The sequence below is a fragment of the Dankookia rubra genome, assembly GCF_004355005.1.
In the GTDB taxonomy this organism is placed as follows: Bacteria; Pseudomonadota; Alphaproteobacteria; order Acetobacterales; family Acetobacteraceae; genus Paracraurococcus; species Paracraurococcus ruber_A.
Window position 1 is genome coordinate 262,618 of sequence record NZ_SMSJ01000002.1, and the last position, 20,552, is coordinate 283,169.

Below are 20,552 nucleotides of genomic sequence, written 5' to 3' on the forward strand. Positions count from 1 at the left end.
CCAGTTCGGCGCGGCGGGGGTCCAGGTCGCAGTGCTCAGGGCGCCGCGTGGGGCGGAGGCGGTGCGGCGGCAGGCGCCAACTCACTGCCCGTCCCTCCACCGCTGGCTTGGCGTCGGCCCAGACGGTGCACCGCCGACTGCGCGATCCGCTGGAGCGGCGTCAGGTAGAGTTGCGCGACGGTTGAGAACTCGCCGCTGCCCGGCGGCAGGCCCGGCTGGTAGACATCCCCCGGCCGCGAATAGGCTATCGTGCCGAACAGGCGGTCCCAACACGAGAACAGCAATCCGAAGTTCTTGTCCCAATGTTCACGCAGGCAGCTGTGGTGCAGTTGATGCTGCGCGGGGCTGAGCAGATAGCGCTCCAGCCAGCCATAGGACAGCCGCACATGCGAATGGCGCAAGTGATGGAAACTGAGCGCGTTGACGATGTAGTAGGCATCCACCTTGGCAACGAAGAATTCGGCCAGCGGCAACGCGAAGGCATAGGCCAGGACACCGGCCGCCACGCCGACAGCCGTCGCTGTGCAGACCTGCTCGAAGATCGTCTGCAGCGGGTGCAGGCGGCGGTTGGTGAGGGGCACCAGGAACTCGGCCGAGTGGTGGGTCTTGTGCAGCTCCCACAACGAAGCATAGGCGTGCAGGAGGTAGTGGCCGAAGAATGTCATGAAATCTTCGACGATGATCAGCAGCAGCAGCATGGTCGCCCAGGCGAGTCCGCTCATCTCACCGGCCGGCCTCTCCCCGAGGAGTTGCGTCAGGCCCGCATGCACCGCAATGGCCAGGGCGATATTGCCGACAACGAAGGGCAATATCGCGAACGGATGGATCAGCTTGAGGCTGAGCATGTAGAACAGGTCCAGGCGGGAGGACCGATGGCGGAGGATTTCGGGCGGAAAGCTGAAGCGAAGATACCCGCGCAGGCTTCGCTGGCCTGCAGAGACTTGAACCCAGAAAGCAATGAAGCTTCCAACTAAAGTCATCGCTCAGGTGAACAAGATGAGTAGAGGACCCGCGGCAATTAAACGCGCGATGACGGCATCCAGGATGCTCAAGACAAAAAACCTCCTCAGATATTCCCCTCCCGGTGGGGCAACCTTTCGATTACGTTCAGCCTGATCGGTATCGGTGGAGGAAGGAAGAGGCCTTACTTTACAAAATATTAAGTAATGACCTGACCAGAGCCACTTTTTCGTTACAATATTACCCACGGTTTCTGAGGCTCGCCTATCGGCATGCCTCTGGTCGGGCGAGGCAGGACAGCCACAGTGGCGGGGCTCGACAGACGTCGCCGTCCCTCCAGCGGGCCACGCGGCGGAGCCGCCACGTCACCGGCGAAGGCCCAAGGCGACCTCGCGCCGCCAGATATAAAGCCCGCTGGCGACCAGCACGGCGATGCCGGCGACATCCCAGCGATCCGGCAGTTCAGCCCAGACCACGGCGCCGAGCGTGGTGGTCCAGAGGATGGCGGAGTACTCGAAGGGTGCGAGCAGCGTCGCCTCGCCGCGCCGGTAGCCCTCGGTCATCATCACCTGGGCGGCGGCCGAGATCACCCCGATCGCCACCAGGAAGGCCCATTGCCCAGCGCTCGGCCAAGCCCAGCCGGGCAGGCTGGCAAGGCCGGACAGCGCCGCGGCGCCGAGCGCGAACCAGACCACGATGGCGACATTCCCCTCCCCCGCATCGCCCATGCGACGGATGGTGATCATCGCCAGCGCCCAGGCGAGGGCCCCGGCCAGCACCGCCAGCAACCCGCCGGCATGCGCGCCGGCCGCGCCGCCCGGCAGGGTCATCAGCAGCACGCCGCCGAAGCCGGCCAGCACCGCCGCGCCGCGCCGCGGTCCGACCCGCTCGCCCAGCAGCGGGATCGATAGCAGCGTCAGGAACAGCGGCATGGTGAACCCGAGCGCGGTCACGGTGGCCAGCGGCAGCACGGTCAGCCCGTAGAAGCTGGCAACCATCCCGCCGAGCCCGGCCACCAGACGCATCGCGTGCAGCCCGGGGTGGCGGGTCCGCAGCGCCGCCAAGCCGCCGGCCCGCCAGAGCAGCGGCAGCAGGACCAGCACGGCGAAGAGGTTGCGGCAAAGCACCACCTGGGCCAACGGCACCTGCCCGCCCAGCGCCTTGACGCATGCCCCGGCGAGCGAGAACAGGCAGGCCGCGCCGAGGATCATCAGCACCGCCCGGCGACGGGACGCGGCGGCGGTCACCGCCCCGGCGAGGGTGGCGGCGGGTGCTTCTGGCATTCTCGGTCCATGGACGGCGTATGCCCTCAAGGGTAGGGTCGCCGCCGCATGAAAGCCAGACCAGCGAAGGCGCCGCCCATTCCGGCGCATCCCGGCGTGACGGTGCTGGAGGACGAGGTCGTCTGGGACGGCCGCTTCCCGCTGCAGCGCGTCCGCTTCACCTATGCCCGCTTCGACGGCAGCCAGTCCGGCGAGCTGGTCTGGGAGCTCTGGCGCCGCCATGCCGGAGTCGCCGTGCTGCCCTACGACCCCATCGCCGATTCCGTGGCGCTGATCGAGCAGTTCCGCCTGCCGGCGCTGGCCGCAGGGCTCGACCCCATCATGGTCGAATGCCCGGCCGGCCTGCAGGAGATCGGCGAGGCGCCGGAGCAGGTGGCGCGGCGCGAGACGCTGGAGGAGACCGGCCTCCGCCCCGACCGCTTCGAGCTGATCTGCCGCACCATGCTGATGCAGGGCGGCTGCGACGAGACGATGCACTACTACGCCGCCCGGGTCCGCCTGCCGGCGCCGGGCGAGGCCGGCGAATACGGGCTGCTCGACGAGCACGAGAATACCCGGGTGCTGGTGCTGCCGGCGGAGCAGGCCTTCGCCATGCTCGATGCCAATCGGATCATGAATGCGACGGCGATGGTCTGCCTCTGGTGGCTGCGGCATCACCGGGCGCGGCTGCGACAGGAATGGGCGTGATGCCGACTGAACTTCTCTACCGTGACGATGCCTATGCGCGCGAGGCGAGCGCGACCGTGCTGGCTGCCGGCCCCGAGGGCGTGCTGCTGGACCGGACACCCTTCTATGCCCAGGCCGGCGGCCAGCCGGGCGATGCCGGCTGGCTACGCTGGGATGGTGGCGAAGCCGCCATCACCAAGGCGGTGAAGGGCGAGGCCGATACCGTGCTGCACCTGCCGGCCGAGGGCGCCGCGCTTCCTCCCGCCGGCGCGACGGTCACCGCGGCGCTCGACTGGACGCCGCGCCACCGGCACATGCGGATGCACACCGCGCTGCACCTGCTCTGCAGCCTGATCCCCGGGGCCGGGGTGACCGGCGGGCAGATCGGCGCCGAGCGCTCGCGGCTCGACTTCGACCTCGCCGCGCCACCGACCAAGGAATGGCTGACCGAGCGGCTGAACGCCCTGGTCGCCGGGGACCATGCGGTGGGCGAGCGCTGGATCAGCGAGGCGGAGCTGGACGAGAACCCGTCCCTGGTCCGCACCCTCTCGGTCCAGCCGCCGCGCGGCGCCGGGCGGATCCGCCTGGTGCGGATCGGCACCGAGGACGCGCCGGTGGACCTGCAGCCCTGCGGCGGCACGCATGTGTGCAGCACCGCGGAGATCGGCCGGGTCGAGGTGACGAAGCTCGAGAACAAGGGCAAGCAGAACCGGCGCGTGTATCTCGTGCTGAGTGGGGAGTGATCGGCATGCAGAACCTGGTCAGCACGGAATGGCTCGCGGCTGAGCTCGGCAAGCCCGACCTCATGGTCTTCGACGCGACGAAATTCCTTCCCAACGAGAACCAGGACGGGAAGGCGAATTTCGCCGCCGCGCATATCCCCGGCGCCGGCTACTTCGACATCGACGTGGTCGCCGACCCCGACAGCAGCCTGCCGCACATGATCCCGACCGCGGCGCGGTTCGAGACGCTGCTCGGCGCGCTCGGCGTGTCCAACACGACGCGCGTAATCTTCTACGACCAGAAGGGCCTGGCCTCCGCGGCGCGCGGCTGGTGGCTGATGCGGCTGTTCGGGCATCACCATGCCGCGGTTCTCGACGGCGGCTTCCCGAAATGGCTGAAGGAGGGCCGCGCGACGGAAGCCGGCCCGCCTGCCGCCCCGGCGCCCGCCCGCTTCGTCGCCGATTTCGAGGCCGAGCTGGTCCGCGGGATCGGCGACGTGAAGCGGATCGTGCGGCAAGGGGGCGGCGGCGCGCTGATCCTCGACGCGCGTGCCAAGGGCCGCTTCGACGGCACCGCGCCGGAGCCCCGGCCCGGCCTGCCCTCCGGCCACATGCCGGGCGCGGCCAGCGTGCCGTTCAACCTGCTGCTCAACGCCGACCAGACCATGAAGGACAGGGCGGCGCTGCACGCGATCTTCGCCGAGGCGGGCGTCACCGCCGAACGCCCCGTCGTCACCTCCTGCGGCACCGGCGTCACCGCCTGCATCCTGGCGCTCGGCCTGCTGCAGGCAGGCTTCCCGGAGCCGGCCGTGTATGATGGGTCCTGGACCGAATGGGCCTCCCGACCCGAGACACCGAAGGTGCACAGCTGATGCCGGACGATCATGCCTCGAAGACCAGGACCTACGGCTTCTCCACCCGGATGAGCCATGCCGGCCGGGCCGGCACGCATGTGCATGGCTTCGTCAATCCCGGCGTGCACCGCGGCTCGACCGTGCTCTTCCCGAACTCGGCGGCGCGGCGCGACGGCGCCAAGCACCGGTTCGAGCAGTTCATGACCTATGGCACGCAGGGCGGCCCGACCCACTACGCGCTGGAGGATGTGATCGCCGAGATCGAGGGCGGCACCCGCGCCATGATCCTCGGCACCGGCCTCGCCGCCGTCGCGGTGCCGCTGATGGCTTGGTTGAAGGCGGGCGACCATTGCCTGATGCCGGACAGCGCCTATGGCCCGGCGCGCAACCTCTGCGAGGGGCTGCTGAAGGGTTGGGGCGTCGAGACCACCTACTACGACCCGACGGTGGACGAGGCCGGGATGGCGGCGCTGATCCGCCCGAACACCCGCGTCGTCTACACCGAAAGTCCCGGCAGCCACACCTTCGAGGTGCAGGACATCCCCGCCATTGCCCGCGCCGCGCATGCCCGTGGCTGCAAGGTCATGATGGACAATACCTGGGGCATCCATCACTTCATGCCCTTCACGCACGGCGTCGACGTCTCGATCCAGGCGCTGACCAAGTATGTCGGCGGGCATTCCGACGTGCTGCTCGGCAGCGCGACGGTGAACTCCGAGGAGGACTGGAAGGTCCTGCGCGGCGCCGGCTCGCAGCTCGGCCAATATGCCTCGCCCGACGATTGCTGGCTGGCGCTGCGCGGGGTGCGGACCATGAATGTCCGCCTGAAGCGCCAGGAGGCCAGCGGGATCGAGGTGGCGCGCTGGCTGAGCGCGCGGCCCGAGGTGCTGCGGGTGATGCACCCGGCGCTGCCGGAGCATCCGCAGCACGACCTCTGGAAGCGCGACTTCACCGGGTCCTGCAGCCTGTTCGGCGTGGTCTTCCAGCCGCGATACGCGATCGAGGACGTATACCGCTTCATCGACGCGCTGGCGCTCTTCGGCATCGGCGCCAGCTGGGGCGGCTTCGAGAGCCTGGCAATCGCCACCACCGGCAACATCACCCGCACCGCCGGGTCAGGCGATTTCGGCGGGCCGATGGCGCGCATCCATATCGGGCTCGAGGATCCGGCCGACCTGATCGCCGACCTCGAGCAGGGCCTTGCCCGGCTCACAGGCTGAGCTCCAGCCGCCGCTCCGTCACCGGCCGGCCCCATTGCCGGCCGGTGACCTCCTCCGCCAGCGCGAAGCCGGCCTCGGCATAGAGGCGTTCGGCCGCCGGCAGCCCGGCGAGCGTCCAGAGGAAGACCCGGCCGCACCCCGCGGCGCGGGCATGGTCCAGCGCTTCGGCCAGCAGCCGCCGGCCGAGTCCGCCGCCGCGCAGTCCGGCATCAAGGATGAACCAGCGGAGATGCGCGGTGCCGGCGGGCAGCCCCGGCTCCCCGCCATCCAGCGCGATCGAGCCGCGCACCGCGCCGTCCACCGCCACCACCGCGCGGAACAGGTCCCGTGCCGGGTCGAGGCGGCCGAGGAACTCGCCGAGCTCGCGCGCTACCTTGGCCTCGAAGACCGCGCCGAAGCCGTGGCTGGCGGCATAGTGCCGCGCGTGCAGCGCGGCGATGTCGCCGATGGCGCCCGGCACCCATCCCGAGGCCAGGCGCCAGCCGCTCATCGCCGGGAGTAGCGCCCCTGCTGGTAGCCCTGCTCGTAGGCGCGCTGCTGCGACTGCTTGCTCTGGTCGAAGAGGTAGCCGCCGCCCGCGCCCGCGGCGCCGCCGATCAAGGCGCCGAGCCCGGCATTGCCGGCGATCGCGCCGATGATCGCGCCGCCCGCGGCACCCGCCGCGCCGCCGGTCAGCGTCCGCTGCTGGGTGGAGTTCATGTCGGCGCAGCCGACCAGGCCGAGCGCCAGGACGGCGGGGAGGAGAATGGTCTTGCGCATGCTCGTCGTCTCCCCGATCAACGCTTCGCCGGCCGGCCGGCCGGCTTCGCCGCCGGGCAGGGCCAGGTATCCGCCGCGAAGCGCGACAGCCCGTCCACCGCGCGCTCCGATGCGTGCTGCGGATGCGCGCGGGCCCAGGCGACGAAGGCGATGCGGGCCTGCTCCAGCGTCGGCTCCGGCGTCGGCAGGCAGAACAGCGATCCCGGCCCGGTGCCGGCATCGGTGACGGAGCGGTGGTACTGCCCGGCGCCGACGATGAAGCCGTGGCACCAGTTCAGCGCCGCGGTATGCATCCGGTCGTGCGTCCCGGCGCTGCAGAGCGCGGCCAGGTCGCCGGTGCGGCCGCCGCGGAAATCCTGCTCCGTCACCTCCGCCATGGCCGGCGCGGCCAGCAGCCCGGCGCCCAACGCCAGGGCAAGGAGCCTGCGAGATCTCATGCCGTGTCCTCCCTCGGCGCCGCTCGGCGCCACGGCGGCATGAGACACCGGAAGCCGCCCGGGCCGCAACGACGCCGATGACGCGGACCTCTGCCGCCACCTGGAAACGGGGATGCCCAGCCCCTGGTGCCCGTTGCCATGGCGGCAAGATTGCGGGTGGGTTTCTTCACGGTTCGCACCGCATGGCCCTGCGGGATGCCGCCGCCACCGGCTGCAATGGTCCGCCCAAGCCGGTCCGGCGCCACCCTGGGCAGGAGCCATTCATGGCCGATACGACCACCGGGCCTTCCACCGCCCACCCCCCCCCTAGATCCTGCCGAGCGCCGCAGGCGTCCGCCTCGTCTCGCTGCTCAGCGCCGGCGACGGCGTCGCGGGCGCGACCCGCGCCGATGGCGGCGCCTGGCACTTCGCCGGCACGCCGGACGGCATCGGCGCCTTCGACAATGGCGACCGCACCATCGCCATCGGCGACGACGACAGCACGCCGGGGCAGCTCTACCTCTACCAGGGCTTCAAGCAGGCCAGCGGCAACGAGATCGAAAAGGCGGGCCTCGCCCATGGCGAGCTGTTCGGCGTCAAGGCCGACTTCCTGAAGGAGGTGAGCAACGGCCAGGCCGATGCCGGGCATTTCTCGCTGGAGGGCTTCGGCAACGTCGCCGGCCTCACCGGGGCGGAGCTGCAGACGGCCAGCGAGGCGCAGGGCGTCACCGGCTGGCTGCGGCCGGAGGACGGCGCCTGGGGCACGCTCGATGCGAACCGCCACTACTTCGTCACCACCAACGCGATCGGCGCGCCCTCGCGGCTCTGGGCGCTCGACTTCCACGACGTGGCCCACCCCGACTGGGGCGGCACCTGCCGCATGCTGCTGGCGGGGACCGAGGGCCAGACGATGTTCGACACCATCACCGTCACCGCCGCGGGCGACCTGGTGCTGCTGGAGGATGTCGGCAACAACCCGCGGGCCGGGAAGGTCTGGTTCTACGACCATCAGTCCGGCGGGCTGACCGAGCTCGCGGCGCATGACCCGGCACGCTTCGGCGAGGCGGGCCGGCCGGCGACGCCGCCCTTCACCCAGGACGAGGAAAGCTCCGGCGTGCTCGACGCGACGGCGCTGCTGCCGCATGCCGCGGGGGAGCGGGTCTTCCTGCCGGACACCCAGGCGCATTACGGCTTCGCGGCGGCGGGCAGCGCCGAGCGGCAGGAAATCGTCGAGGGCGGCCGGTTGATGCTCATGTACGTGGCGGCGAGCGGCGACTGGCACCTCTGAGCCACCCGCGCCGGCGGTTTTCGGACAAAGGCCAGGGGGGCGGCGCCCGCCCTGGCCCGGGTAACGGCGGATCATGGCGGCGCCCAGCGGCGATGCCAGGGCTTGCCCTCGAAGAAGCGGATCACGCGGAGCCAGGTCCGCATCTCCTTCTCCGGGAAATCCTCGACCGGGCGGCGGCGGAAGGGCTCCAGCCAGGCCGAGACCATGGCGTTCACCCGGGCCAGGGCGGCGGGGCGGCGCAGGTAGATCGGCCAGACCGGCAGGGCGGTGAGCAGGCCGACCCGCTGCACCGCCCGGGCGCCGTCCATCCCGAGGATCCGCATGGCCCGCCGGGCGGCGCGGCAGATGAAGTACTCGATCCGGCGCAGCGCCGGCGGGGCCGCTGGATTGGCGCAGGCGCCGACCAGCCGGAGCCAGAGCCCGGCATGGGCGAGGCGGCGGAAGTGGCGGCTGACCGTGTCGGGCTTGCCGTAGTCTTCGGGCAGGCTGTGCCAGGGCAGGCCGGAGACGGCGACCTGGAACATGCCGTCGATCCGCTGGCGGGCGTCGCGCAGCGGCCGGCCCTCGCCCATGACGACGGTGCGGAGATGGGGGAGGACCTCGGCCCATTCGGCATCGGTCATCGGCGACCAGGGGCGCTTCGGGGTGTAGCGGCGGCCGGGCGGCGGGGGCGGGAGGGGCATGCGGCGGAGCTCCGTCACCAACGAAACGACGAAGCAGGTTGTAGGACTTTTTTCCGCTCAGCAAGGAAAATCCCTGCCCCGGCCGGCCGACCAGAGGTGTCCGGAGGCCTTCCGGCCTTTGGCGGGGGTCCAGGGGGCAGCGCCCCCTGGCCTCATCCCGCCGCGGCGCAGCGCGCGCAGACCCCTTCCACCTCGACCGTCGCCTTTCGCGGCGCGAACCCCGCCGCCCGGGCCGCCCGGGCCAGCGCCAGCGCCACGCCCGGGTCGCTGATCTCCGCCGTGGCGCCGCATCGGTCGCAGATCAGGAACTGGTGCGGGTGGTCATGCGCCTCGGCGCAGCCGCAGTCGTCCGGGTGATCCAGCGCGTCGACGCAGCCGATGAAGGCGTTCAGCCGTTCCACCTTGTGGATCAGCCCCTGTTCCACCAGGAAGTCCAGCGCCCGGTAGACGGTGGGCGGCGCCGCCCCGGCCCGGCTGGCCTTCAGCCGGTCGAGCAGCGCATAGGCGCCGAGCGGCGCCTCGGCCTCCAGCACCAGCCGCAGCACCTCCCGGCGCAGGGCGGTGAGCTGGGCGCCGCGCCTGGCGCACAGCGCGGCGGCGCGGTCGAGGCTGGCCTCCCCCGCCGGCGAAGCCGGTCCTGCTCTCCCTGCTGCGGCGAGGGGCATGCATTTCTCCATCCGGGCCATCGACCTATATAATGCGGCATGACCGCCATCGCCACGAACCCCGTCATCGCCGACCCGGCCATCCGCGCGCGGATGCTGGACGCCATCCGCTTCGACCCGCGCGGCCTGGTGCCCTGCATCGCCCAGCAGCACGACACGGGAGAGGTGCTGATGATGGCCTGGATGAACCGCGAGGCCGCCGAGGAGACGCTGGCGACCGGGCGGGTCTGCTACTTCTCCCGCAGCCGCGGCGGCTTGTGGCGGAAGGGCGAGACCTCCGGCCAGCAGCAGCGGCTGGTCGAGCTGCGGCTGGACTGCGACGGCGACACGCTGCTGGCGCTGGTCGACCAGACCGGCGTCGCCTGCCATACGGGACGGCGGAGCTGCTTCTTCCTGGCGCTGCGCGACGGCGCGCTGGCCGAGATCGCCGCCCCCGAGGTCCCGCCCGAGGAGCTCTACGGCCGATGAGCCAATCCCCCCCGAGCGCCGCCGGCGCGACACGCCCCGAGCCGGTCCCGGTCACCGTCCTCACCGGCTTCCTCGGCAGCGGCAAGACCACGCTGCTGAACCGGCTGCTGCGCCACCCCGCGCTGGCCGATACCGCCGTGCTGATCAACGAGTTCGGCGAGATCGGCCTTGACCACCTGCTGGTCGAGCGGCTGGACGGCGACACCGTGCTGCTGAACGCGGGGTGCCTGTGCTGCACCGTGCGCGGCGACCTGGTGAAGGCGTTGCGCGACCTCGCGGTGCGGATCGAGCAGGGGCATGCAATTCGCCGCGTGGTGGTGGAGACGACGGGGCTGGCCGACCCGGCGCCCATCCTGCAGACGCTGATGAGCGACCCGCTGGTGCTCTACCGCTACCGGCTGGACGGTGTCGTCACGCTGGTCGATGCGGCGACCGGCAGCGCGACGCTCGACGCGCAGGTCGAGGCGGTGAAGCAGGTGGCGGTCGCCGACCGGCTGGTGCTCACCAAGTCCGACTTGGCGACGCCGGAGCAGGTCAGCGCGCTCTGGGCCCGGCTGCGCGCGCTCAATCCCGGCGCGCCGCTGCTGAACGCGCTGCACGGCGACATCGAGCCGGAGGCGCTGCTCGACTGCGGGCTCTACGACGCGACGCGGAAGCACCCCGATGTCCGCCGCTGGCTGGATGCCGAGGCCTGGGCGGAGGGCCATGCGCATGACCATGGGCACCACCATCACCACCACGACGCGAACCGCCACGACGCCCGCATCCACAGCTTCTGCCTGACCTTCGACGACCCCCTGCCCTGGGACGGCCTCGCCACCTGGCTCGAGGTGCTGACCATGACCCGCGCCGAGAGCGTGCTGCGGGTCAAGGGCATCCTGAACCTCGAGGGCGAGGACCGCCCCGTCGCCATCCACGGCGTGCAGCACCTGTTCCACCCGCCGGTGAAGCTGGAGCGCTGGCCCGAGGGCGACGACCGGCGGTCGCGGCTGGTCTTCATCCTGCGCGACCTCGACCGCGCCACGGTCGAGAAGGGCCTGCGCGCCTTCGCCGAGAGCGCCCGGCAGCAGGCGGCGATCGCCGGCCAGGGGTGAGCGGCCCTTTGCACCGGCCGGCGCGCCCGCCTATCTCGGGGGGATGACACCCCCTTCCCTCCGGCTGGAGACGCTCTCGGGCGAGGCGCTGCGCGCCGCGCTGCCCGGCCTGTCGCGGCTGCGCCTCGCGGTCTTCGCCGAGTGGCCCTACTTGTACCAGGGCGATGCGGCGCACGAGGCGCGCTACGTCGCCGCCTATGCCGAGGACCCCGGGGCCGCGGTGGTGGCCGCCTTCGACGGCGAGGTGCCGGTCGGCATGGCCACCTGCCAGCCGATGGAGAGCGCCGGCGGGCCGGTGCCCGGCGCCTTCCGCGCGCGCGGGCTGGACCCCGCGCGCGTCTGCTACTTCGGCGAGAGCGTGCTGCTGCCGGAATACCGCGGCCGCGGCACCGGGGTCGGCTTCTTCGCGGCGCGCGAGGCGCATGCCCGCCGCCTCGGCCTGGCCGAGGCGGCCTTCTGCGCCGTGGTGCGCAACCCGAACGACCCGCGCCGGCCGCCGGGGCACGTGCCGCTCGACGGCTTCTGGCGCAACCGCGGCTATGCGCCGCGCCCCGACATCTCCTGCGTCTTCCACTGGCGGGAGATCGGCGACGACCGGGAAACGCCGCACGTGCTCGCCTTCTGGCTGAAGGCGCTGGCGTGAGGCCGCTCCGCCTCGGGGCGCTGGCCTGGCCGGTGGAGCCGACCACGGGCATCGAAGGGTTCGCCGCCAAGCTCAACCACTGGCTCCGCGAGGCGGTGGGCCACGCCGACCTGGTCCTGCTGCCGGAATATGCCTGCGTCGAACTCGGCCCGGCATTGTCGGGCGCCGCGGCCCCGGACGAGGCGGCCGAGCTGCGCGCCATGGTCGAGGCCGCGCCCGCGGTGCTGGATGCCATGCGCGGGGCCGCCCGGCGGCACGGGCTCTGGCTGCAGCCGGGCAGCCTGCCGATGCGGCAGGGCGATGCCGTGGTGAACCGGGCGCCACTGATCGCGCCCGACGGCCGGCTGGCCTTCCAGGACAAGGGCATGATGACCCGCTTCGAGGCGGAGCGCTGGGGCGTCTCCCCCGGCGCCGGGCCGCAGGTCTTCGGCACGCCCTGGGGGCTGCTCGGCATCTCGGTCTGCTACGATTCGGAATTCCCCAAGCATGTCCGCGCCCAGGTCGAGGCCGGCGCCTGGCTGGTGCTCGTGCCGGCCTGCACCGACACGCTGCACGGCTTCAACCGGGTGCGCTTCGCCTGCCAGGCCCGGGCGCTGGAGAACCAGTGCTTCGTCGCCGTGGCGCCAACCGTCGGCACCGCGCCCTGGTCGGCCGCGCTCGACGCGAACCGCGGTCAGGCCGCGGTTTTCGGCCCGGTCGACCGCGGCTTCCCCGAGGACGGGGTGCTGGCCGCCGGCGCGATGGATGCGCCGGGCTGGACCTTCTGCACCCTCGACCCCGCCCGGATCGAGGCGGTGCGCCGCGACGGCGCGGTGCTGAACCACCGCGACTGGCCCCGCGCCCCGCTGCCGCGGCCCGGCCCGGCGGTCTTCGCGTGACCCTGCGCCGCCCCGAAACCCGGGCCGGGGTCCGCGGACCGACCCGGTCCCCGGCGGGGGTGCAGGGGGCGGCGCCCCCTGCGGGCCGCGCATGACCCTCGTCTACCTCCTCGCCGGCGAAGCCAGCGGCGACGTCCTCGGCGCCCGGCTGATCGCCGCCCTGCGGCGCCGCGCCCCGGAGCTGAACTTCGCCGGCGTCGGCGGCGAGCGCATGGCGGAACAGGGGATCGAGAGCCTCTTCCCGATGCGCGAGCTCTCCCTGATGGGGCTGCTGGAGGTGCTGCCGAACCTGCGCCGCCTCGCCCGCCGGCTGGACGAGGCCGAGGCCGACATCCTGGCGCGCCGCCCCGCTGTCCTGGTGACGATCGACGCGCCGAGCTTCACCCTGCGTCTGGCCGAGCGCCTGCGGCCCCGCGGCATCCGCGTGGTGCACTACGTCGCGCCGCAGGTCTGGGCCTGGCGGCCTGGCCGGGTCCGCAAGATCGCCCGGCGGGTGGACCGCATCCTCGCCCTGCTGCCCTTCGAGGCGCCCTTCTTCGAGGCCGCCGGCATCCCGGTCACCTTTGTCGGCCATCCCGTGCTGGAGAGCGGCGCCGATGCCGGCGACGCCGCCCGCTTCCGCGCGGCGCATGGCCTCGGCCCGGCCGACCGACCGGTGATCGTCATGCCCGGCAGCCGGCGCGGCGAGATCCGCCGCCTGCTCGGCCCCTTCGGCGAGGCGGTGCGGCTGGCCGCCGCGGCGGTGCCCGGCCTGCGCCCGGTGCTGCCGATCGCCGGCCAGGTGGAGGCCGCGGTGCGCGAGGGCACGGCGCACTGGCCGGTGCCGCCGATCCTGGTGCGTGGCCTGTCCGGGAAGCACGACGCCTATGCCGCCGTCGCGCAGTCCGGCGGCGCGGGGCTGATCAAGTCCGGCACCTCCAGCCTCGAGATGGCCGTCGCCGGCATCCCGCACGTGGTCGGCTACAAGGCCAACCCGGTCACCGCCGAGATCGTCCGGCGGCTGATCAAGGTTCGCTACGTCTCGCTGGTGAACCTGCTCGCGGAGCGGGAGGTGGCGCCGGAGCGGCTGCAGCAGGACTGCACCGCGGCGGCACTCGCCGCGGTGCTGGTGCGGCTGCTGACCGACCCCGCGGCGGCCGCGGCGCAGCGGGAGGGCTTCGCCGCGGTGCGCGCCCTGCTGCGGGCGCCGGAGGGCCTGCCGAGCGAGGCGGCCGCGGTGGCGGTGCTGGCGGAACTCCGCCACGCGCCCGGCGCGGCGGAGCCGGCCATGGCCTGAGCGCGGCGGAGCCGGCCATGGCCTGGGCGCGGCGAAGCCGGCCATGGCCCGGGCGCGGCGGGCCCCGGCCGACCGCACACAAGCGGCGGACAGTCAGCCCGCGGCGATCGCCTGCTCGACCCGCAGCGCCGCGTCCAGCGCCGCGAGGCCGACCGCGCCGCTGGCCTCGACCGTCGCGCCCTGCTCGATGCTGGCCAGGAAGGCCGCCTGCTCGGCCTCGAGGCTGTCATGGTCCTCCCAGGTGGCGCGGTCGATGCCCCAGCCGGGCATGGTCGCCACCGCCTCCGCCCCGGCCGGACGGACGCTCTCGATGCTGCGGGCGAGGAAGTCGACGCGGGTCTCGCCTCGCGGCCCGAGCACCCGGAGCCGGCGCTCCAGCGCCACGCTGATCCGGCTGGCGGTCACCGTCGCCGCGGCGCCGTTGCCGAAGCGGAGCTGCGCCACGGCGAAATCCGGGTGGTCGGACATCACGCGGCGGCCGACCGCCCGCACCTCGGCCAGCGGCGAACCCGCCAGGGTCAGCACCAGGTCGAGGTCGTGGATCATCAGGTCGAGCACCACCGAAACGTCGAGGCTGCGGGGACGGAAGGGGGCGACGCGGGTCGCCTCGAAGGCCATGGCGCCCTGTCCGGCCCCGCTCGCCCGCAGCGTCCGGATGGCGGCCGAATAGCGTTCGATATGCCCGACCTGCAGCACGAGGCCGCGGTCACGGGCGCCGCGGATGATCGCCTCGGCCTGCGGCACGGTGGCGGCGATCGGCTTCTCGACGAAAAGATGCCGGCCGGCGGCGATCGCCTGCAGCGCGTAGGCGTGGTGGAAGGCCGTGGGGACGGTGATGATCACCGCGTCGCTGGCCTGGATCAGCCCGCTGGCGTCCTGCGCCTGGGTCCGGCATTCCGTGGCGACGGCGGCGGCGCGGGCCGGGTCGGCGTCGTGCACGCCCGAGAGCACGCCGCGCGCCGCCAGCTTCAGCGCATGGAAGCGGCCGAAATGCCCGGTGCCGAGAACGCCGATCCTGAGAGCCATGCCGCCGGTCCCATCCCGCGAGTAACGCCGCGGCGTCTAGCGGATCGGCGCGGTCGGCTCAAATCGCGGCCGGGCTGCGGCCGGTCATGGACCGGGAATAACTCGCGATTATGGCATCAAGGCTGTCCACCCCAACCCCAGGCCGGAACCCTGCCCTTGAATACCCCGATCGCCGAGGATTTTGTCGCCATCCGCGCCCGCCTGCTGGCGATCCGCGACGCCGAGCGCGGCTGGATGGTGACGCCGGAGCCCGACCGCCCGGCACGGCCAGCCGCGAACCCGCCGGGCGACTTCTACGGCTGGCTGATGAGCGGCTCGCTCTGGGCCGGCTGACGCGCCTGCCTGGAGGGCGGCGCCGGCCGGGACCGGCGCCGCCTTTCGCTCAGCTCAGCGCAGCGCGCCGTCGCCGGTGCTCGAACGCCGGGTGACCATGGACCAGATGGCCAGCACGACCACCGCCCCGACCACGGCGCCGATGAAGCCGGCCCCTTCGCCGGCACGGTACCAGCCGACCGCCTGGCCCAGATAGGTCGCCACGAAGGCGCCGACGATGCCGAGCAGGGTGGTGACGATGAAGCCTGCCGGATCGCGGCCGGGATGCAGGAACTTGGCGACGAGTCCCGCCAGGAAGCCGATGACAATGGTGCCGATGATACCCATGCGATGACCCTCCGTTCGCATCCGGATAAACCGCGATCGGGGATCAAGTTGCATGGCCGCGACGAGGCAGGAACTGACCATTGGACCAGCCGGCTTGCATCGCCGGCCCCCCATCGTCACATTCCCGGCCGATTTGCCCCCGCCGCGTCGCGGGGACGCCGCCCCGAAGGGTAAGCCACCTCGATGAGCCGTACCGCGCCATGATGTTCTTCGCGCGCTGGAAGACCGCCGCCATCCTCGCGGTCTGCCTGCTGGGAGCGCTGGTCTGCGTCCCGAATTTCTTCCCGAAGTCCGCGCTGCCCGGCTGGGCCCGGCAATTCTCCCTCGGCCTCGACCTGCGCGGCGGCTCCTACCTGCTGCTCGAGGTGGACATGAACGCGGTGGTGCGCGAGCGGCTGGAAGGCCTGGCCGACGGCGCCCGCACCCGGCTGCGGCAGCAGAACATCGGCTACGTGAACCTGGCCGCCGAGCCGGCCCAGCGCCGCATCGCCTTCCGCCTGCGCGACCCGTCCCAGGCCGCCGTGGCGACCGGCCAGCTGCGCGAGCTGGCCAACCAGATCCCGACCGGGATCGGCACCGCGACGCCGGATATCGACGTCGCCGCCGCCCCCGACGGCACCGTCACCGCGACGCTGACCGAGGCCGGGCTGCGGGCCAAGGCCTCCGGCGCCGTGGAGCAGTCGATCGAGATCGTCCGCCGCCGGATCGACGAGACCGGCGTGGCCGAGGCGCTGATCGCCCGGCAGGGCCAGAACCGCATCCTGGTGCAGTTGCCGGGCGTCGAGGACCCGAACCGGATCAAGGACCTGCTGGGCAAGACCGCCCGGATGACCTTCCACCTGCTGGACGAGACGGCGAACCCCGCCGCCACCACCCCGCCGCCCGGGGTGATGTTCCTGACCGGCGAGAGCCGCACCGGGCAGCCCGAGCGCTACGCGGTGCGCCGCCGGGTCGAGGTCGACGGCGCCAACCTGACCGATGCGCGCGCCGGGCAGGACAACCGCAATGCCGAATGGGTGGTGAACTTCACCTTCGATTCGATCGGCACCCGCCGCTTCGCCGACGTGACGCGCGCCAATGTCGGCCGTCCCTTCGCCATCGTGCTGGACGACAAGGTGATCACCGCGCCCAATATCCGGGAGCCGATCACCGGCGGCCGCGGCCAGATCAGCGGCAGTTTCAACGCCAAGTCGGCGAACGAGCTGGCGGTGCTGCTGCGCGCCGGCGCCCTTCCGGCGCCGCTGACGGTGGTGGAGGAACGCTCGGTCGGGCCGGAGCTCGGGGCGGATGCGATCCGCGCCGGCGTGCTGGCGCTGGCGGCCGGCGCCCTCTTCGTCTTCCTCTACATGGGCCTCGCCTACGGCCTGTTCGGCTGGCTGGCCGACATCGCGCTGCTGATCAACATCATGCTGATGCTGGCGGCGCTCTCGCTGCTCGAGGCGACGCTGACCCTGCCGGGCATCGCCGGCATCGTGCTGACCCTCGGCACCGCGCTCGACGCCAATATCCTGATCAACGAGCGCATCCGCGAGGAATACAAGAACGGCCGTCCCGCGCTCTCGGCGCTGGAGGCGGGCTTCACCAAGGCCTCCGGCACGATCATGGATTCGAACCTGACGAACCTGATCGCCATGGCCTGCCTCTACGGCTTCGGCAGCGGCACGGTGAAGGGCTTCGCGGTGACGGTGGCGATCGGCACGGTGGTGCAGATGTGGACCGCGACGACGCTCGTGCGGCTCATGGTCTCCTGGTGGTACAGGGCGAAGCGGCCGAAGGAGCTGCCGGTGCTGGAGAACGGCCGCGGCCTGCTCGGCCGCCTCGCCCGGCCGATGTTCCGCCTGGTGCCGGACGTGACCCACATCCCCTTCATGAAGGGCGCGCGGGCCGGGCTCATGGTCTCGGCGGTGCTGTCGACCCTGTCGCTGATCGGTGCCTTCTATCCCGGCCTCGAGAAGGGCATCGACTTCAAGGGCGGCATCACCATGGAGGTCCGCACGCCGGAGGCGGCGAACCTTGCGGCGCTGCGCGCCAAGGTGGCCGGGCTCGGTCTCGGCGATGTCGGCCTGCAGGAATTCGGCGCGCCGGACACGGTGCTGGTGCGCCTGCCGGTGCAGGGCGACGAGGCCGGCACCCAGACGGCGGTGAACGCCGTGCGCGCGGCGGTCGAGCAGGTGGCGCCCGGCACCCGCGTGCTGCGGGTCGAGGCGGTGGGCAACCGGGTCTCGGACGAGCTCTTCATCGGCGGGCTGCTGGCGCTCGGCCTCAGCCTGCTGGCGATGCTGCTGTACATCTGGTTCCGCTTCGAATGGCAGTTCGCCATCGCCGCGATCGTCACGCTGATCCTCGACACCACCAAGACCGTCGGCTTCATGGTGCTGTTCGGCGTCGAGTTCAACCTGACCACCGTCGCCGCCATCCTCACCGTCATCGGCTTCTCGGCCAACGACAAGGTGGTGGTCTTCGACCGGATGCGGGAGAACCTGCGCAAGTACAAGCAGATGCCGCTGCGCCAGCTGGTCGACCAGTCGATCAACGAGACGCTGAACCGCTCGCTCGGCACCTCGATGACCCTGCTGCTCTCCGCCGTTCCCCTGGCGCTGTTCGGCGGCGACACGCTGTCGGGCTTCGCCTGGGTGATGCTCTTCGGCATCGTGGTCAGCGCCTCCTCCTCGGTCTTCATCGCCGCGCCGATCGTGCTCTTCACCGGGCAGAACCGGATGCGCCGCGGCGAGCCGACGCCGCCCGCCGCCGCCAAGGCGGGCGCCCCGATTGGGGTTTGAGCCGGCCCCGCCGGCCGGTGACCACCCGCCTCGCGGGCCCGGCCGGCGTGCCCTCGGCGCGCTGGCCGCGCTCGGCGTCCTCCCCCGTCGCGGCGTCGCGGCGGCGCCGGTCGGCCTGCTGATCGGCGGCGCCCCCGGCAGCGCCGCCGATACCTGGGCGCGAGGCTTCGCTCCCTTCCTCGAGCGGCACCTGCCGCGCGCCGCCGTCGCGGTGGTCAACCGCCCCGGGGAGGCCGGGCTTGCCGCGGTCCGCGCCATCGCCGCCGCGCCGCCCGACGGCCGGCTGATCGCCGCGGTCGCGGTGCCGCGGCTGCTGTCCCGCGCCATCGAGGTCCGGGCCGAGGACCTGCTCGCGCGGCTCGGCTTCCTGGCCGTGGTGGCGGAGGAGCCGCTGGTGCTGGTCGGCCAGGCCGGCCGGCTGGACGACCTCGACGCGCTGCGGTCGCTGGGGCGGCAGCCGGTGCTCGGCACGCCGCCGCATGGCAGCGCGGCGCAGCTTGCCGCCCTGGCGCTCGGCGGCAGCCTGGACTTCGACCTGTTGCCCTTCGCCAGCGCCCCGGCGGCACGCCAGGCAGTGCTCGCGGGCCATATCGCCGGCGCGCTGCTGCCGCTGCCGGAGGCGATCGCCGCGCTGCGCGACGGCCGGCTCTCGGGCCTCGGCCTGGCGCAGCCGGAGCGCAGCGACCTGTTGCCGGAGGTGGCGACCTTCACCGAGCAGGGCATCCCGCTGCAGATCGCCGCCTATCGCGGATTTGCCGTGCCGGCGGGCATCGATCCTGCGGTCGTGCTGCCGCTGGTGGCAGCGCTGAAGGCGGTGGTGGTGGACCCGGAATACGCGGCGCAGGCCCATGCGCAGGGCATCATCCCGCGCTTCATCGGCCAGGCCGCCTGGGAGCCGATGCTGCGGCGGATGCTGGCGGAACTCGGCGCCCGCTGGTCGAAGGATCCCTGGACCGCCCGGCATGACTGACGCCGGGGCCTGCGGGCACGGCCACAACCGGCAGCGCCAGGGCAGGCTTCTCAAAAAAACGCCTGTTTTGCCATTTCTGGCATGGAGGCGGTCGCGAAAGGGGCTATACCTCCGAACGACGTCACCGGAAACAAGCCGTGCCCGCCAGAGGCGCATCTCCCGTCACCGCGCGTGAGCCAAAGGGTCTGCCGCACGACCAGGACCCGGCCGTCGAGGCGCAAGCCGTTTCGGCGCCCGCTAGGCTGTCCGCCCGGCTGGCGCAAGCACCGGGCACCCAGGGTCGCCGGGCCCCGACCCGGGATGCTGCCGCCGGTGCGGGGATGCACCGCCCGGCCGCAAGCCCGGCGCCGGTCTTGACCCACGCCCCCAGCGCCCCGCCGCCGGACCTCGCCGCGCCCTGCCTGATCGCCGGTGGCTCGCCCCCTGCCGGCGGGGAGGCTGCCGCCCTGCGCGCCGGCCTCGCCCTGGGCGAGATCGGCGTGCACTACCAGCCGGTCGTCCGGCTCGCCGACCGCCGCCCGGTGATGGTGGAGGCCCTGGCCCGCTGGGACCGGCCGGGCGAGCCGGTCTCGCCCGACACCTTTGTCCCGCTCGCCGAGCGCACCGGCCTCGGCCGCTCGCTCTCGGTCAGCGTCGCCGGCACGGCGGCGGCGGACATGGCGCGGCTCTGGCCGAGGCTTCGCCTCGGCGTCTCGATCAACCTGCCGCTGGCGCAGCTGCTGCAGCCCGACCTGCAATCCTGGCTGCGCCGGGCGCTGGGCCGGCACGGGCTCGGCCCCCGCCAGGTGGCACTGGAACTGACCGAGACCACGCCGGTGCTGGACTTGGCGCAGCTGCACCGGACGCTGCTGCGGCTTCGGCAGGCCGGCTACCGCGTGCTGCTGGACGATGTCGCGCTGGGGGATGGCCGCACCCGGCTGCACCGCCTGCCCTTCTCCGGCCTCAAGCTCGACCGCTCGCTGGTCGAGGGACTGCCCTTCACGGCGCATGGCCGGCAGGAGGTGCGCCGGCTGGTGCATGCCGCCGAGGCGCGCGGCCAGGCGGTGATCGCCGAGGGCGTGTCGGACCGGCGGATCTGGGGGGCGCTCCGCGACCTCGGCGTGCATTACGCCCAGGGCTATGCGGTGGGCCGGCCGCTGCCGGCGGCGGCGCTGCCGGGCTGGTGGGCCGGCTGGCGCGGCGGGCGGGTGGCATAACCGCAGGCAGGGTCAGGATGGGAAAGGCATTCCCACCCCGAACCC

At 72.6% G+C, this 20,552-nt stretch carries 24 protein-coding genes; 14 read left to right on the top strand and 10 right to left on the bottom strand.

Going from position 1 to position 20,552, the window contains the following annotated elements:
* Positions 1 to 35: 35 nt before the first annotated feature.
* Together E2C06_RS02965 and E2C06_RS02970 are read right to left on the bottom strand one after the other, a co-directional pair.
* Positions 36 to 845: a sterol desaturase family protein gene (locus E2C06_RS02965; protein WP_165982176.1), complete on the bottom strand. Its 810-nt coding sequence runs from the start codon at positions 843 to 845 to the stop codon at positions 36 to 38.
* A gap of 480 nt (positions 846 to 1,325) precedes the next feature.
* Positions 1,326 to 2,243, bottom strand: a complete 918-nt coding sequence (locus E2C06_RS02970) for a DMT family transporter (RefSeq protein WP_133287079.1) — start codon at positions 2,241 to 2,243, stop codon at positions 1,326 to 1,328.
* Between the two features lie 48 nt (positions 2,244 to 2,291).
* Between E2C06_RS02970 and E2C06_RS02975 the strand changes: the two genes are divergently transcribed.
* The 4 genes from E2C06_RS02975 to metC are packed head-to-tail and all read left to right on the top strand — an operon-like array spanning position 2,292 to position 5,705.
* Entirely contained in the window at positions 2,292 to 2,930 is a 639-nt protein-coding gene (locus E2C06_RS02975; RefSeq protein WP_133287080.1) for an NUDIX domain-containing protein, read from the top strand.
* Positions 2,930 to 3,652: an alanyl-tRNA editing protein gene (locus tag E2C06_RS02980; protein WP_165982177.1), complete on the top strand. Its 723-nt coding sequence runs from the start codon at positions 2,930 to 2,932 to the stop codon at positions 3,650 to 3,652. The genes E2C06_RS02975 and E2C06_RS02980 overlap by 1 nt, the downstream gene beginning before the upstream one ends.
* 5 nt (positions 3,653 to 3,657) lie before the next feature.
* Positions 3,658 to 4,503 carry a sulfurtransferase gene (locus tag E2C06_RS02985; protein WP_133287082.1) on the top strand — a complete coding sequence of 282 codons (846 nt, stop codon included), beginning with the start codon at positions 3,658 to 3,660 and terminating at the stop codon, positions 4,501 to 4,503.
* Positions 4,503 to 5,705, top strand: a complete 1,203-nt coding sequence (metC, locus tag E2C06_RS02990; protein WP_133287083.1) for a cystathionine beta-lyase — start codon at positions 4,503 to 4,505, stop codon at positions 5,703 to 5,705. Before E2C06_RS02985 ends, metC begins: the two co-directional genes overlap by 1 nt.
* Here metC and E2C06_RS02995 read toward each other — a convergent pair.
* From E2C06_RS02995 to E2C06_RS37335, 4 genes are all read right to left on the bottom strand, one after another.
* On the bottom strand, positions 5,695 to 6,195 hold the full coding sequence (locus E2C06_RS02995; RefSeq protein ID WP_133287084.1) for a GNAT family N-acetyltransferase: 501 nt from the start codon (positions 6,193 to 6,195) through the stop codon (positions 5,695 to 5,697). The genes metC and E2C06_RS02995 overlap by 11 nt on opposite strands.
* Positions 6,192 to 6,464 carry a YMGG-like glycine zipper-containing protein gene (locus E2C06_RS03000; protein WP_133287085.1) on the bottom strand — a complete coding sequence of 91 codons (273 nt, stop codon included), beginning with the start codon at positions 6,462 to 6,464 and terminating at the stop codon, positions 6,192 to 6,194. The genes E2C06_RS02995 and E2C06_RS03000 overlap by 4 nt, the downstream gene beginning before the upstream one ends.
* 17 nt (positions 6,465 to 6,481) lie before the next feature.
* On the bottom strand, positions 6,482 to 6,901 hold the full coding sequence (locus E2C06_RS03005; protein WP_133287086.1) for a Rap1a/Tai family immunity protein: 420 nt from the start codon (positions 6,899 to 6,901) through the stop codon (positions 6,482 to 6,484).
* Positions 6,902 to 7,067: 166 nt separating this feature from the next.
* Positions 7,068 to 7,529 carry a hypothetical protein gene (locus E2C06_RS37335; RefSeq protein WP_165982178.1) on the bottom strand — a complete coding sequence of 154 codons (462 nt, stop codon included), beginning with the start codon at positions 7,527 to 7,529 and terminating at the stop codon, positions 7,068 to 7,070.
* On the opposite strand from E2C06_RS37335, the gene E2C06_RS03015 reads away from it, so the two are divergent.
* Positions 7,500 to 8,168: a hypothetical protein gene (locus E2C06_RS03015; protein WP_133287087.1), complete on the top strand. Its 669-nt coding sequence runs from the start codon at positions 7,500 to 7,502 to the stop codon at positions 8,166 to 8,168. The two genes, E2C06_RS37335 and E2C06_RS03015, sit on opposite strands and share 30 nt — an antisense overlap.
* Positions 8,169 to 8,239: 71 nt before the next feature.
* On the opposite strand, the gene E2C06_RS03020 is transcribed toward E2C06_RS03015, so the two are convergent.
* Positions 8,240 to 8,851 (bottom strand): transposase, encoded by a 612-nt coding sequence (locus tag E2C06_RS03020; RefSeq protein ID WP_133287088.1) that lies wholly within the window; start codon positions 8,849 to 8,851, stop codon positions 8,240 to 8,242.
* A 152-nt stretch (positions 8,852 to 9,003) separates the two neighbouring features.
* A complete protein-coding gene (locus E2C06_RS03025) occupies positions 9,004 to 9,516 on the bottom strand; it encodes a Fur family transcriptional regulator (RefSeq protein ID WP_133287089.1) in 513 nt (170 codons plus the stop codon).
* A 39-nt stretch (positions 9,517 to 9,555) separates the two neighbouring features.
* Here E2C06_RS03025 and hisI point away from each other — a divergent pair, with 39 nt between their 5' ends.
* The 5 genes from hisI (at position 9,556) to lpxB (ending at position 13,875) form a co-directional block, all read left to right on the top strand.
* Complete coding sequence (hisI, locus tag E2C06_RS03030) at positions 9,556 to 9,984, top strand: phosphoribosyl-AMP cyclohydrolase (RefSeq protein ID WP_165982179.1); 429 nt, start codon at positions 9,556 to 9,558, stop codon at positions 9,982 to 9,984.
* On the top strand, positions 9,981 to 11,078 hold the full coding sequence (locus E2C06_RS03035) for a CobW family GTP-binding protein (RefSeq protein WP_133287090.1): 1,098 nt from the start codon (positions 9,981 to 9,983) through the stop codon (positions 11,076 to 11,078). The genes hisI and E2C06_RS03035 overlap by 4 nt, the downstream gene beginning before the upstream one ends.
* Before the next feature lie 43 nt (positions 11,079 to 11,121).
* Positions 11,122 to 11,721, top strand: coding sequence for a GNAT family N-acetyltransferase (locus E2C06_RS03040; RefSeq protein ID WP_133287091.1), 600 nt, complete (start codon positions 11,122 to 11,124; stop codon positions 11,719 to 11,721).
* Positions 11,718 to 12,599 (top strand): carbon-nitrogen hydrolase family protein, encoded by an 882-nt coding sequence (locus E2C06_RS03045; RefSeq protein WP_133287092.1) that lies wholly within the window; start codon positions 11,718 to 11,720, stop codon positions 12,597 to 12,599. Before E2C06_RS03040 ends, E2C06_RS03045 begins: the two co-directional genes overlap by 4 nt.
* Before the next feature lie 91 nt (positions 12,600 to 12,690).
* Positions 12,691 to 13,875 carry a lipid-A-disaccharide synthase gene (lpxB, locus tag E2C06_RS03050; protein ID WP_133287093.1) on the top strand — a complete coding sequence of 395 codons (1,185 nt, stop codon included), beginning with the start codon at positions 12,691 to 12,693 and terminating at the stop codon, positions 13,873 to 13,875.
* A gap of 93 nt (positions 13,876 to 13,968) precedes the next feature.
* Here the strand turns inward: lpxB and E2C06_RS03055 are convergent, their stop codons facing one another.
* Positions 13,969 to 14,901 carry a Gfo/Idh/MocA family protein gene (locus tag E2C06_RS03055; protein ID WP_133287094.1) on the bottom strand — a complete coding sequence of 311 codons (933 nt, stop codon included), beginning with the start codon at positions 14,899 to 14,901 and terminating at the stop codon, positions 13,969 to 13,971.
* Between the two features lie 156 nt (positions 14,902 to 15,057).
* On the opposite strand from E2C06_RS03055, the gene E2C06_RS37340 reads away from it, so the two are divergent.
* A complete protein-coding gene (locus E2C06_RS37340) occupies positions 15,058 to 15,234 on the top strand; it encodes a hypothetical protein (RefSeq protein WP_165982180.1) in 177 nt (58 codons plus the stop codon).
* Between the two features lie 54 nt (positions 15,235 to 15,288).
* Here E2C06_RS37340 and E2C06_RS03060 read toward each other — a convergent pair whose 3' ends face one another.
* The gene (locus tag E2C06_RS03060; RefSeq protein ID WP_133287095.1) at positions 15,289 to 15,561 is read right to left on the bottom strand and encodes a GlsB/YeaQ/YmgE family stress response membrane protein; all 273 of its coding nucleotides are present in this window, start codon (positions 15,559 to 15,561) and stop codon (positions 15,289 to 15,291) included.
* A 200-nt stretch (positions 15,562 to 15,761) separates the two neighbouring features.
* Here E2C06_RS03060 and secD point away from each other — a divergent pair, with 200 nt between their 5' ends.
* The 3 genes from secD (at position 15,762) to E2C06_RS03075 (ending at position 20,507) form a co-directional block, all read left to right on the top strand.
* The gene (gene secD / locus E2C06_RS03065) at positions 15,762 to 18,341 is read left to right on the top strand and encodes a protein translocase subunit SecD (RefSeq protein ID WP_133287096.1); all 2,580 of its coding nucleotides are present in this window, start codon (positions 15,762 to 15,764) and stop codon (positions 18,339 to 18,341) included.
* Positions 18,331 to 19,311: a tripartite tricarboxylate transporter substrate-binding protein gene (locus E2C06_RS03070; RefSeq protein ID WP_133287097.1), complete on the top strand. Its 981-nt coding sequence runs from the start codon at positions 18,331 to 18,333 to the stop codon at positions 19,309 to 19,311. Before secD ends, E2C06_RS03070 begins: the two co-directional genes overlap by 11 nt.
* A 353-nt stretch (positions 19,312 to 19,664) precedes the next feature.
* The gene (locus tag E2C06_RS03075; RefSeq protein ID WP_165982181.1) at positions 19,665 to 20,507 is read left to right on the top strand and encodes an EAL domain-containing protein; all 843 of its coding nucleotides are present in this window, start codon (positions 19,665 to 19,667) and stop codon (positions 20,505 to 20,507) included.
* Positions 20,508 to 20,552: the final 45 nt, after the last annotated feature.

Bases quoted from the DNA above. Each gene is read 5' to 3' on its own strand.
- E2C06_RS03005 (WP_133287086.1), bottom strand. From the start codon at position 6,901: ATGAGATCTCGCAGGCTCCTTGCCCTGGCGTTGGGCGCCGGGCTGCTG.
- E2C06_RS03025 (WP_133287089.1), bottom strand. From the start codon at position 9,516: ATGCCCCTCGCCGCAGCAGGGAGAGCAGGACCGGCTTCGCCGGCGGGG.
- E2C06_RS03060 (WP_133287095.1), bottom strand. From the start codon at position 15,561: ATGGGTATCATCGGCACCATTGTCATCGGCTTCCTGGCGGGACTCGTC.
- E2C06_RS02965 (WP_165982176.1), bottom strand. From the start codon at position 845: ATGCTCAGCCTCAAGCTGATCCATCCGTTCGCGATATTGCCCTTCGTT.
- E2C06_RS02995 (WP_133287084.1), bottom strand. From the start codon at position 6,195: ATGAGCGGCTGGCGCCTGGCCTCGGGATGGGTGCCGGGCGCCATCGGC.
- E2C06_RS02975 (WP_133287080.1), top strand. From the start codon at position 2,292: ATGAAAGCCAGACCAGCGAAGGCGCCGCCCATTCCGGCGCATCCCGGC.
- E2C06_RS03020 (WP_133287088.1), bottom strand. From the start codon at position 8,851: ATGCCCCTCCCGCCCCCGCCGCCCGGCCGCCGCTACACCCCGAAGCGC.
- E2C06_RS02980 (WP_165982177.1), top strand. From the start codon at position 2,930: ATGCCGACTGAACTTCTCTACCGTGACGATGCCTATGCGCGCGAGGCG.
- E2C06_RS03055 (WP_133287094.1), bottom strand. From the start codon at position 14,901: ATGGCTCTCAGGATCGGCGTTCTCGGCACCGGGCATTTCGGCCGCTTC.
- hisI (WP_165982179.1), top strand. From the start codon at position 9,556: ATGACCGCCATCGCCACGAACCCCGTCATCGCCGACCCGGCCATCCGC.
- metC (WP_133287083.1), top strand. From the start codon at position 4,503: ATGCCGGACGATCATGCCTCGAAGACCAGGACCTACGGCTTCTCCACC.
- E2C06_RS03040 (WP_133287091.1), top strand. From the start codon at position 11,122: ATGACACCCCCTTCCCTCCGGCTGGAGACGCTCTCGGGCGAGGCGCTG.
- E2C06_RS02985 (WP_133287082.1), top strand. From the start codon at position 3,658: ATGCAGAACCTGGTCAGCACGGAATGGCTCGCGGCTGAGCTCGGCAAG.
- lpxB (WP_133287093.1), top strand. From the start codon at position 12,691: ATGACCCTCGTCTACCTCCTCGCCGGCGAAGCCAGCGGCGACGTCCTC.
- E2C06_RS03000 (WP_133287085.1), bottom strand. From the start codon at position 6,464: ATGCGCAAGACCATTCTCCTCCCCGCCGTCCTGGCGCTCGGCCTGGTC.
- E2C06_RS03035 (WP_133287090.1), top strand. From the start codon at position 9,981: ATGAGCCAATCCCCCCCGAGCGCCGCCGGCGCGACACGCCCCGAGCCG.
- E2C06_RS02970 (WP_133287079.1), bottom strand. From the start codon at position 2,243: ATGCCAGAAGCACCCGCCGCCACCCTCGCCGGGGCGGTGACCGCCGCC.
- secD (WP_133287096.1), top strand. From the start codon at position 15,762: ATGATGTTCTTCGCGCGCTGGAAGACCGCCGCCATCCTCGCGGTCTGC.
- E2C06_RS37335 (WP_165982178.1), bottom strand. From the start codon at position 7,529: ATGCCCGGCATCGGCCTGGCCGTTGCTCACCTCCTTCAGGAAGTCGGC.